Source organism: Mesorhizobium sp. M4A.F.Ca.ET.022.05.2.1 (assembly GCF_003998845.1).
GTDB lineage: Bacteria > Pseudomonadota > Alphaproteobacteria > Rhizobiales > Rhizobiaceae > Mesorhizobium.
In genome coordinates this window covers 1-10,663 of the sequence record NZ_RZOJ01000195.1, presented here as the reverse complement: position 1 = coordinate 10,663, position 10,663 = coordinate 1, and the positions used below count along the sequence as shown (strand labels likewise).

13 protein-coding genes are annotated in these 10,663 nt (G+C 62.4%); 3 read left to right on the top strand and 10 right to left on the bottom strand.

The genetic code is table 11. The features are described from left to right. Positions 1-317, top strand: a 317-nt coding sequence (locus tag EN745_RS20535) for a pseudouridine-5'-phosphate glycosidase (RefSeq protein ID WP_189363106.1), incomplete at its 5' end; no start/stop codon positions are given. Between the two features lie 3 nt (positions 318-320). Here the strand turns inward: EN745_RS20535 and EN745_RS20530 are convergent. Continuing rightward, entirely contained in the window at positions 321-644 is a 324-nt protein-coding gene (locus EN745_RS20530; RefSeq protein ID WP_127422116.1) for a TfoX/Sxy family protein, read from the bottom strand. Between the two features lie 89 nt (positions 645-733). Between EN745_RS20530 and EN745_RS20525 the strand changes: the two genes are divergently transcribed. Further along, positions 734-1,231 (top strand): GFA family protein, encoded by a 498-nt coding sequence (locus EN745_RS20525; RefSeq protein ID WP_127422115.1) that lies wholly within the window; start codon positions 734-736, stop codon positions 1,229-1,231. A gap of 7 nt (positions 1,232-1,238) precedes the next feature. Here the strand turns inward: EN745_RS20525 and EN745_RS20520 are convergent, their stop codons facing one another. The 9 genes from EN745_RS20520 to EN745_RS20480 form a co-directional block, all read right to left on the bottom strand. Further along, complete coding sequence (locus EN745_RS20520) at positions 1,239-1,757, bottom strand: DUF2199 domain-containing protein (protein WP_127422114.1); 519 nt, start codon at positions 1,755-1,757, stop codon at positions 1,239-1,241. Positions 1,758-1,767: 10 nt separating this feature from the next. Beyond that, positions 1,768-2,154 carry a Fe-S cluster assembly scaffold SufA gene (gene sufA, locus EN745_RS20515; RefSeq protein ID WP_127422113.1) on the bottom strand — a complete coding sequence of 129 codons (387 nt, stop codon included), beginning with the start codon at positions 2,152-2,154 and terminating at the stop codon, positions 1,768-1,770. A 672-nt stretch (positions 2,155-2,826) separates the two neighbouring features. Continuing rightward, positions 2,827-3,219 carry an SUF system Fe-S cluster assembly protein gene (locus EN745_RS20510; RefSeq protein WP_126054865.1) on the bottom strand — a complete coding sequence of 131 codons (393 nt, stop codon included), beginning with the start codon at positions 3,217-3,219 and terminating at the stop codon, positions 2,827-2,829. Between the two features lie 5 nt (positions 3,220-3,224). Beyond that, a complete protein-coding gene (locus EN745_RS20505) occupies positions 3,225-4,466 on the bottom strand; it encodes a cysteine desulfurase (protein ID WP_127422112.1) in 1,242 nt (413 codons plus the stop codon). Between the two features lie 96 nt (positions 4,467-4,562). Then, on the bottom strand, positions 4,563-5,837 hold the full coding sequence (gene sufD / locus EN745_RS20500) for a Fe-S cluster assembly protein SufD (protein WP_127422111.1): 1,275 nt from the start codon (positions 5,835-5,837) through the stop codon (positions 4,563-4,565). A gap of 25 nt (positions 5,838-5,862) precedes the next feature. Next, the gene (gene sufC / locus EN745_RS20495) at positions 5,863-6,618 is read right to left on the bottom strand and encodes a Fe-S cluster assembly ATPase SufC (protein ID WP_126054868.1); all 756 of its coding nucleotides are present in this window, start codon (positions 6,616-6,618) and stop codon (positions 5,863-5,865) included. A 37-nt stretch (positions 6,619-6,655) separates the two neighbouring features. Then, a complete protein-coding gene (locus EN745_RS20490) occupies positions 6,656-6,853 on the bottom strand; it encodes a hypothetical protein (RefSeq protein WP_126054869.1) in 198 nt (65 codons plus the stop codon). Then, complete coding sequence (sufB, locus tag EN745_RS20485; protein ID WP_127407210.1) at positions 6,850-8,367, bottom strand: Fe-S cluster assembly protein SufB; 1,518 nt, start codon at positions 8,365-8,367, stop codon at positions 6,850-6,852. Before sufB ends, EN745_RS20490 begins: the two co-directional genes overlap by 4 nt. A 183-nt stretch (positions 8,368-8,550) precedes the next feature. After that, positions 8,551-9,711, bottom strand: coding sequence for a cysteine desulfurase family protein (locus EN745_RS20480; protein ID WP_127422110.1), 1,161 nt, complete (start codon positions 9,709-9,711; stop codon positions 8,551-8,553). Between the two features lie 249 nt (positions 9,712-9,960). Between EN745_RS20480 and EN745_RS20475 the strand changes: the two genes are divergently transcribed. After that, complete coding sequence (locus EN745_RS20475; RefSeq protein WP_126054872.1) at positions 9,961-10,635, top strand: alpha/beta hydrolase; 675 nt, start codon at positions 9,961-9,963, stop codon at positions 10,633-10,635. The last annotated feature ends 28 nt before the right edge of the window (positions 10,636-10,663 follow it).

The window sequence follows — 10,663 nt, the reverse complement described above, 5'->3', positions numbered from 1 at the left end:
TCCGCGCCCCGCTCACCTTGCATGCGCCGGAGGACATTGCGCATTTCTACCGGACGCGGCAGGCGCTGGGCCTCGGCGGTGGCATACTGATCGCCAACCCGGTGCCGGAGAACGAGGAGATCCCGGCCAAGGAGATGGATGGCTACATCCAGGCGGCGCAGAAGGCGGCGGAGGCGCTCAACGTCAGCGGCAAGGCAGTGACGCCGTTCCTGCTGTCGAAAATCCTCGAGCTGACCGGCGGCCGCAGCCTCAAGACCAACATCGCGCTGGTCGAGAACAATGCGCGGCTGGCGGCCAGGATTGCCAAGGCGCTGTAGCGTCTACTTGCCTGCCCTTCGCCCCGCCTCATAGGCGCGGCGCGCCCAGACCGCCATCTCGTCGGGGTCGTCGAACGCGCTGTCGGGAATACTCCAATAGGGCATGGCGACCAGCTTGCCATGCCTGGAGCCGGTGTAGGTCCACTGCTGGCAGCCGGCGGCCTCGAAATCGGGGGCGCTTTGCTCGTCGGCCTTCAGCTTCAGCTCGCCGCGCAGCACGATGGCGACGATGACGCCGTCGCAATAGATGCCCTTGCCGCCGAACATCTTTCGGATGCTGATCGGCCCCAGGCTTTCGAACAGTTCTTCAAGGCGCGCATTGTCCATGCCGCGATCATCTCATCCGGCGTGGGCCTTGTCATCGCCGCAACCAAAGGCATGCTGACAGATTGAGATACGAAAACGGAGCTCCCACCATGCCTGTCCTGCTCAAAGGCTCCTGCCGGTGCAATGCTGTCCGCTTCGAAGTGGAAAGCCACACGCCGGTGCCGTTCATGCTCTGCTACTGCTCGATCTGCCGCAAGCAGCAGGGCGGCGGCGGTTTCGCCATCAATCTCGGCGCCGACTACGAGACGCTCAAGATCACGGGCAAGCGCAGCCTCGGCGTCTACCGGGCCGAGATAGAGGATGACGAGCATCCGCATTGCGAGGTGTCGACCGGCGAGCGCAACTTCTGCCGCAAATGCGGTTCGGCGCTCTGGCTCTACGACCCGACCTGGCCGGATCTGGTTCATCCCTTCGCCTCGGCGATCGACAGCGAGCTGCCGGTACCGCCGGAAAAGGTGCATCTGATGCTGAAATACAAGGCGAGCTGGGTCGAGCCGGTGATCGGCAAGAACGACAAGCTGTTCGACGTCTACCCGGAAGAATCGATCGCCGACTGGCACAAGCGCACCGGCATGTGGGTAGACTGAGCTGAACCTAAGGGCGATGCGTTAGCGCAACCCAGCGCTCGATCTGCTCCACATCCACCCCATCGCGCTGCGCGACGACCAAGGGATGATCTGCATCATGCAGAAACACCTTGGGGCGCATGTTGCCAGGCTGGAATACAACATTGGCATGTAGGTGCATCGAGCTTGGGTATTCGGGAATATCGTGCATCAGATACCCGAAGCAAAGTTCGTCCTCATATTGGCCACTGTCATATCCGTCGCGATAGACATTCCAGCTCCTTTCCGAGACCGACATCCATACGCCGAAGCAGAACTCGTCGGTCAGCGCAGGAACGGGCAACGGCAACAGGCAGCGAATAAATCGATCCGTTTGGCCCGTGGCGTAACTCACCAGGCAGAAATCGTCATTCTTGCGGAAGGTCGATCGAGCGACCTCATCGAGTGCGTCTGGATCCACCGGCGCGTCGAACGCCAAGTCTGTCGGAAGCCCGACAAACTCCTTGCTGCAACAGGCACACCGCCAGCGATATGCCTCGGCACGCATGATGAAAAAGCTAAGCCGCGCTTGAAGCGCGCGCCTCGGCCAGCGCCTTGAGGTCGGCAGGCTTCAGCTCGACCGATTCGCCACAGCCGCAGGCCGAGCTCTGGTTCGGGTTCTTGAAGGTGAAGCCGGTGCGCAGCGTCGTCTGCTCGAAATCCATCTCGGTGCCGAACAGGAAGAGCGCTGCTTCCGGCGCGACATAGACATGCGCGCCGTCGCGCTCGATGTGGTCGTCCTTAGGGTTCGGCTCGGTCACGAGATCAACCGTGTATTCCATGCCGGCGCAGCCGCCCTTCTTGATGCCGAGGCGGATACCATGCGCGTTGTCACGCGTGGCAACGATCTCGCGCACGCGCTCAGCGGCCTTGTCGGTCATCGTGATGACGGCGAAGCGTCCCATATCATTCTCCAATCCGTTCAAGTTCAAGGCTTGTCGGACTTCACATAGATGGTTGAAACAACGATAAATGACAAGTGCAGAACGCATATTGAGCGCCCTAGAGCACATCCGACTGTTATGGAATCGAGGTAGGGCAGGATGCCAGCGACAAATACAAATCAGGTGATGGTGTTCGCCGAGAGACCAGAACGAGTTATGCCTCGAATTATCGGACTGCTAGGCATCGCAACGTTCTTGGGGCTTTGCGCGTGGTTTCAAGCAGATAAGCCAATGCCAATCAGAGTGGGAACTGGTGTTCTCGTGTTTTTCCTAACTTCGGTTTGCATAATATTGACCATGAGACTACTGAGAAGAAAATGCCGCTCGGTAACCATTGGCCCGGATGGATTCCGATGCGAACAGATCGCCCCGGAATTTGTTCCTTGGTCAGCGGTGACAAGCATGACCGAGGTGCCCATTTCTTTTCGCGGTCGGCACCACTTTTCCATGGTTGAGGTGAGAATCAGGGAACCCAGCTGGAATGATCTCTCTCTCACAAGAGCGGCAAAACTAAACAAGTTTCAAACTGGAGCGATGTGGGTACCGTGGGTCGACGCGGACACAAGTTTTGAGAGCTTCTTTGCCACTATGAAGTCATATGCTCTCGCTCATGGTGGTAAGATCGCCTGAATCTCAATACCAGCCCACCGCGACCTGCGCCTCTTCCGACATGCGGTCGGGCGTCCATGGCGGATCGAAAACCATGCTGACCTCGACGCCGGAGACACCTTCCACGGCGCCAACGGCGTTTTCGACCCAGCCCGGCATCTCGCCGGCCACCGGGCAGCCCGGCGCGGTCAGCGTCATGTCGATCTTGACCGAGCGGTCGTCCTCGATATCGATCTTGTAGACGAGGCCGAGTTCATAGATGTCGGCGGGGATTTCCGGGTCGTAGACCGTCTTCAGCGCCGAGACGATGTCGTCGGTCAGTCGCGCCAGCTCGTCGGCAGGAATGGCAGAAGCCGAAACCACGCCGTTCGCGGCCGTTTCCGGAGCTGTCTCTGCGGTGGTGCTCGCATCTTCCATGGTCGTCACCCGAAGAAATTTCGCGCCTTTTCCAGCGCATCGGCCAAAGCGTCGACTTCGGCCCTGGTATTATACATGCCGAACGATGCCCTGCATGTGGAGGTCACGCCGAAGCGTTTCAACAGCGGCTGGGCGCAATGGGTGCCTGCGCGCACTGCCACGCCCTGCCGGTCGATCACCATCGACACGTCATGGGCATGTATGCCCTGCAATTCAAACGAGATGATGGCGCCCTTGCCCGGCGCGTCACCGAAGATGCGCAGCGAATTGATGGCGCGCAGCCGCTCATGGGCATAATCCTTGAGATCCGCCTCGTGCGCGGCGATGCGCTCGCGGCCGACCTTTTCCATATATTCGAGCGCGGCGCCGAGGCCGATCGCCTGCACGATCGGCGGTGTGCCGGCCTCGAAACGATGCGGCGGCTCGTTGTAGGTGACGATGTCCTCCGTCACTTCCTCGATCATCTCGCCGCCACCCATGAAGGGCCGCATCTCCTCCAGCATGTGCTTCTTGCCGTAGAGCACGCCGATGCCGGAGGGGCCGTAGACCTTGTGGCCGGTGAAGACGAAGAAATCGCAGTCGAGGTCCTGCACGTCGATCGGCATGTGCACGGCGCTCTGGCTGCCGTCGACCAGCACCGGGATGCCGCGGGCATGCGCGATGCGCACGATCTCCTTGATCGGCGTCACCGTGCCCAGCGCGTTCGACATCTGGGTGATGGCGACGAGTCTTGTGCGCGCGGTCAGCCGCTTCTCGAATTCCTCGATGTGGAAGGCGCCGAGATCGTCGACCGGCACCCAGACCAGCTTGGCGCCCTGCCGCTCGCGGATGAAATGCCACGGCACGATGTTGGAGTGGTGCTCCATGATCGACAGCACGATCTCGTCGCCCTCGCCGATGTTGGGCATGCCGTAGCCATAGGCGACCGTGTTGATCGCCGAGGTGGTGTTGGAGGTGAAGACGATGTTGTCGGTGCTCGGCGCATTGAGGAAGCGGCGCACCGTCTCCCGCGCCTTCTCATAAGCGTCGGTCGCGGCATTCGACAGGAAGTGCAGGCCACGATGGACGTTGGCGTATTCCTGGCTGTAGGCGTGCTGGATGGCGTCGAGCACGGCTTTGGGCTTCTGCGCCGAGGCGCCATTGTCGAGGTAGACCAGCGGCTTGCCATAGACTTCCCGCGACAGGATCGGGAAATCGCGGCGGATGGCCTCGACGTCGTAGGGGGTGGATTCGACTTTCTGGTCCATCACAAGCTCTTCCGAGGCACCGCCTCACTCCGTCCAGCACCCCGCTCGGCGCCGCGCGCCGATCCACCTTCTCCCGCGAGGGGAGAAGACAGGCGCTTACCCGTGCGTCAAAAACCAATCGTCGAGCCGCGCTTCCAGCGCCTCGACGAGCGCCTCGTCTTCCAGTTCCTCGATCACTTCGGCAACGAAAGCCTTGACCAGCAGGCCGCGCGCGCTCTTCTCGTCGATGCCGCGCGCCATCAGGTAGAAGAGATGGTCGTGGTCGATCTCGGTGACGGTCGCGCCATGGCCGCAGACGACGTCGTCGGCGAAGATCTCCAATTCCGGCTTGGTTGAGAACTCGCCGTCATCCGACAGCAGCAGCGTGTTGCAGGCCATCTTGGCGTTGGTCTTCTGCGCATGCTGATGCACGTTGATGCGGCCCTGGAAGACACCGCGCGCCTTGCCGGTGACCACGTTGCGGATCACTTCGGTCGAGGTGGTGTGTGGCACGGCATGGTCGAGCACCATGGTGGTGTCGGTATGGGTGTCGCCGGCCAGAAGGTTGATGCCGCGCAATTTGAAATCGGCGCCCTCGCCGGTCGTGCGCACCACGACTTCCTGACGCACCAGCCTGCCGCCGGCGTTCATCACGAACAGCGTCAGCTTCGCATCCTTGCCGAGATGCGCCTTGAACTGAGCAAGATGCGTGGCGGTATCAGATTGCTCCTGCACGATCAGCCAGGTCACCTCTGCGCCGTCGTCGAGCACGAGTTGGCTGACGGAGCTAACAAGGCCGACACCCTCGCCCGACTGGCGTTCGACGATGGTCGCCTTGGCGCCGGCGCCGACGCGCGTCAGAAGCCGCACATGCGCCTGGCCGCCGGACTGCAGGTTCTGCAGTTCGATCGGCTTCTCCAGTTCCGTGCCGTCGGCGATGTCGACGAAATAGCCGTCGGCGACAAAGGCGGTGTTCAGCGCGCCGATCGCGTCATCGGCGCCATAGGGATCGAGCCCCGGCGCCACGCTGCCGTCGGTGAGCTTTTCAGACAGGCGCTGCACGGTCACGCCCTCGACGGCAGGCAGCTTCGCGGTCGAGGCGCCGTTCAGCACCGGCAGCACGGCGGAGCCTTCCAGCACCGGCGCCATGGCCTTGGCCGTGGCAGCCGGCTCGAAGTCCGGCACCGGATTGAGGTTCAGCAGCCGGCGCAGGTCCGTATAGTGCCATGACTCGACGCGCCGCGACGGCAGGCCGCGCTTGATCGTCTCGATCGCGTCGTCGCGCTTCATCATCACCGCGCCATCGCCGGGCAGCAGCGAAAGCCGTTCGCCGAAGGCGTCGATCAGCGCCGTTTCGGCGGGGGTGCGCTGGGGCTGTGCGTGCATGTTCATTGCTCTCGCCTCGCCTGCTGGCATCTCACGCGGCTTCGCCGATCACGCCGGCGTAGCCATTGGCTTCGAGGTCGAGCGCCAGCGACTTGTCGCCCGACTTGATGACCTGGCCCTTGTAGAGCACGTGGACGCTGTCCGGCACGATGTGCTCCAGCAAGCGCTGGTAGTGGGTGATGACGACGATGGCGCGCTCCGGCGAACGCAGCGCGTTGACGCCGTCGGAGACGATCTTCAGCGCATCGATGTCGAGGCCGGAATCGGTCTCGTCGAGCACGCAGAGTTTTGGTTCGAGCAGCTTCATCTGCAGGATCTCGGCGCGCTTCTTCTCGCCGCCGGAGAAGCCGACATTGAGCGGCCGCTTCAGCATCGCCATGTCCATGTTGAGCGAGGCGGCGGCGTCCTTCACGCGCTTCAGAAATTCCGGGATCTTCAGCGGCTCCTCGCCGCGCGCCTTGCGCTGCTCGTTCATCGCCACCTTCAGGAATTCCATGGTCGCGACGCCCGGTATCTCCATCGGATACTGGAAGGCCAAGAAGATGCCGGCGGTGGCGCGCTCTGCCGGGTCCATTTCGAGGATCGAATGGCCGTTGTAGAGGATGTCGCCCTCGGTCACCTCATAGTCCTCGCGGCCGGCGAGGATATAGGACAGCGTCGACTTGCCCGAGCCGTTCGGGCCCATGATGGCGGCGACCTCGCCGGCCTTCACCGTCAGGTTGAGGCCGCGGATGATCTCGGTGCCGTCATCGACGATGCGGGCGTGCAGGTTTCTGATTTCAAGCATTTTCTTCCATTCGTCCTATGCGTAGCCGTCTGCGCGGCTAAACCCGATTTAACAACTGCTTCAAGGCTTCCAAAAGTGCGTGCCAAAAGCCATCCGGCGAATAAACCGCGACAAGCAACGCAGCGCCCGCTGCGCCCAAACACAACGCCAGTTGCAGCCTCGTTTCCCAGCTGTCCATTCGATCCCGCAGATAGACATGCTTTTCTGCGGATTCGCGTTTGGGCGCCTTCGTCACCCCACACTTCCCTCAAGGCTGATGCCGATCAGCTTCTGCGCTTCGACAGCGAATTCCATCGGCAGCTGCTGGATGACGTCCTTGACGAAGCCGTTGACGATCAGCGCGATCGCCTCTTCCTCGGGGATGCCGCGCTGCATGACGTAGAACTTCTGGTCCTCGGAGATCTTCGACGTCGTCGCTTCATGCTCGAACTGGGCGGTCGAGTTCTTGGCTTCCATGTAGGGCACGGTGTGGGCGCCGCACTGGTCGCCGATCAGCAGCGAGTCGCAGTTGGTGAAGTTGCGGGCGTTGGTCGCCTTGCGATGCGCCGAGACCTGACCGCGATAGGTGTTCTGCGAAAAGCCGGCGGCGATGCCCTTGGAGATGATGCGGCTCGACGTGTTCTTGCCGAGATGGATCATCTTGGTGCCCGAGTCGACCTGCTGGTAGCCGTTCGACACCGCGATCGAATAGAACTCGCCGCTGGAATCGTCGCCGCGCAGGATGCAGCTCGGGTATTTCCAGGTGATGGCGGAGCCGGTCTCGACCTGCGTCCACGAGATCTTCGAACGGTCGCCGCGGCAGTCACCGCGCTTGGTGACGAAATTGTAGATGCCGCCCTTGCCCTCGGCGTCGCCGGGGTACCAGTTCTGCACCGTCGAATATTTGATCTCGGCATCGTCGAGCGCGACCAGCTCGACCACTGCGGCATGCAGCTGGTTCTCGTCGCGCTGCGGCGCCGTGCAGCCTTCGAGATAGGAGACGTAGGCCCCCTCCTCGGCGATGATCAGCGTGCGCTCGAACTGGCCGGTGTTCTTCTCGTTGATGCGGAAGTAGGTCGACAGTTCCATCGGGCAGCGCACGCCCTTCGGCACGAAGACGAAGGAACCGTCGGTGAACACCGCCGAGTTCAGCGTGGCGTAGAAATTGTCGGAGGTCGGCACGACCGAGCCGAGATATTTCTTCACCAGCTCCGGATGCTCGCGGATGGCTTCCGAGATCGAGCAGAAGATGACGCCGGCCTCGGCCAGTTCCTTCTTGAAGGTGGTGACGACAGAGACGGAATCGAACACCGCATCGACCGCGACACGGCCCGACTTGAAGACATTGTCGTTGGCTTCCTCGAGCTCCGAGGCGTCCGTCTTCTGCACGCCGGCGAGGATTTCCTGCTCCTTCAGCGGAATGCCGAGCTTCTCGTAGACCTTCAGGATCTCAGGGTCGACTTCGCTGAGCGAGGTCGGGCCCGGCGTGCTCTTCGGCGCCGCATAGTAGTAGATGTCCTGGAAGTCGATCTTCGGATAGTCGACGCGCGCCCAGGTCGGCTCTTCCAGAGTCAGCCAGCGACGATAGGCTTCCAGACGCCATTCCAGCATCCAGTCCGGCTCGCCCTTCTTCGCAGAGATGAAGCGAATGATGTCTTCGCTCAGGCCCTTGGGGGCCTTGTCCATCGCGATCTCTGTCTGGAATCCGTATTTATACTGGTCGACGTCGATCTTTCGAACCCGATCGATCGTCTCCTGCACAGCAGGCATAAGCGTTCTCCATCCACGCCGGGGTCAAGGCCCGACAGTTTTCAAACTATGGCACCACCAGTGGCCACGCATGGGCGGCCGGGGCGGCGTAAGTTCCATATAGTGCGTTCCGACCGGGAATTCACCCGGCCATTTCAACGCACGGCTCTACCAGGCCCGGGAGGCCCGAATTCCTGTCGCCGCTCAGGCGGCCTTCTCCGCACCGGCACGACGCGCGGCGATGCCCGCGAGTGCTGCCCGGAACAGCTCGATATCCTCGGCGCCGGTCGCATGGCCGATCGACACGCGCAAGGCACCCAGGCTGTCGCCAAATCCCATCGCCTTGAGCACATGGCTCGGCCCGACCTTGCCCGACGAACAGGCCGACCCCGCCGACAGCGCCACGCCGGCGAGATCGAAGGCAATCTGCGCCGTCTCGGCCTTCACGCCGGGAATAGCGAAGAATGTCGTGTTGGCAAGCCTTTGCGCGCCATTTCCGAAGATTTCCGCGTCCGGCGCCAGGGATTTTACCAGGACCTCGACCTCGTCGCGGCGTCGAGCCACCGCGTCGATGCCTTGAAGGCCGGCCAGCGAAGCGCGCGCGGCGGCGCTGAAACCGGCGATACCGGGAAGGTTCTCGGTGCCGGCGCGATGGCCCTTTTCCTGGCCGCCGCCATTGATCAGCGGCTTCGGAATCATCAGATCGGCCGCCGCGACGATGGCGCCGACGCCCTTGGGGCCGCCGATCTTGTGCGAGGACAGGATCAGATAGTCGGCATAGCCGGCCGACATATCGATCGGAATGCGGCCCGCCGCCTGTACGGCGTCGATCACGAGCACGCCACCCGCCGCCTTGACGGTTTCAGCGATGCGATCGACGGGCTGGATGACGCCGGTCTCGTTGTTGGCGGCGTGGATGGCCACCAGCGGCAGGCCATCGCTCTTGTCGTGCGCGGCGAGAGCGGCAGCCAGCGCATTGAGATCGGCAATGCCGTTTCGATCGACGCCGATCCGGGTCACCTGTTCGGCAGGGAAGCGTCCGCCATTGAGGACGCAAGGATGGTCGGCCTCCGACACGTAGAGCCTACTCATGCGAACCGCGCCGCGCCCCATCCGCCAGTCCGGCGTGAGCAGCGTGGCGGCGGCTTCCGTGGCTCCGGACGTGAACACGACATGCGCGGCCTTGGCATTCACCAAGGCGGCGACATCGCGCCTTGCATCCTCGACCAGTCGCCGCGCCGCGCGGCCCTCGGCGTGGACCGAGGACGGATTGGCGGCACCAAGCGCTGCAACAACCGCCGAACGCGCCTCTTCAAGCAGCGGCGCGCTGGCGTTGTAGTCGAGATAGGCGCGAGTTGCGGCCATTTTCCCTGGATCGGTCCTTTCGAGAGCCATCCTGCGAGGATAGCGCGTTATTTCCTTGAAATCGCAAGGCAAGCCGTCCTATTTACGCGGCTTGCGGCAAGGGCGGTCGGGCCAGCGGGTTCGGCCACCCAGTTTTGAACAATTCTAAACTAGCTTCTAAGAAGACGCTTGCCCGGCGTCAAGGCCACAGTGGGCCAGAGGAAGAGTTGTTCCGGGCTGAGCGCATTCGTACGCCACGTGGAGTTTTTTATGCCTGAGGTCATTTTCGCCGGTCCGGCCGGTCGCCTGGAAGGTCGCTACCAGCCTTCCAAGGAAAAGAGCGCGCCGATCGCCATCGTGCTGCATCCGCACCCCCAGTTCGGCGGCACGATGAACAACAAGATCGTCTACGACCTCTTCTATATGTTCCAAAAACGCGATTTCACCACGCTTCGCTTCAACTTCCGCGGCATCGGCCGCAGTCAGGGCGAGTTCGACCACGGCACCGGCGAACTGTCAGACGCCGCCGCCGCGCTCGACTGGGTGCAGTCGCTGCATCCGGATTCCAAGAGCTGCTGGGTCGCCGGCTATTCGTTCGGCTCATGGATCGGCATGCAGTTACTGATGCGCCGGCCCGAGATCGAAGGTTTCATCTCGATTGCGCCGCAGCCCAACACCTACGACTTCTCGTTCCTGGCGCCCTGCCCGTCGTCGGGTCTGATCATCCACGGTGACGCCGACAAGGTGGCGCCGCCCAAGGATGTGCAGGCGCTGGTCGACAAGCTGCACACCCAGAAGGGCATCACCATCACGCAGAAGACCTTGCCCGGCGCCAACCATTTCTTCGCCAATGACGCCGACCTTCTGCTGCAGGAATGCGCCGACTATCTCGACCGCAGGCTGGCGGGCGAACTCGCCGATCCCCGGCCGAAGCGGCTGAGGTAAAGCGTCTTATGGGTGGTCGGCGCTGAGC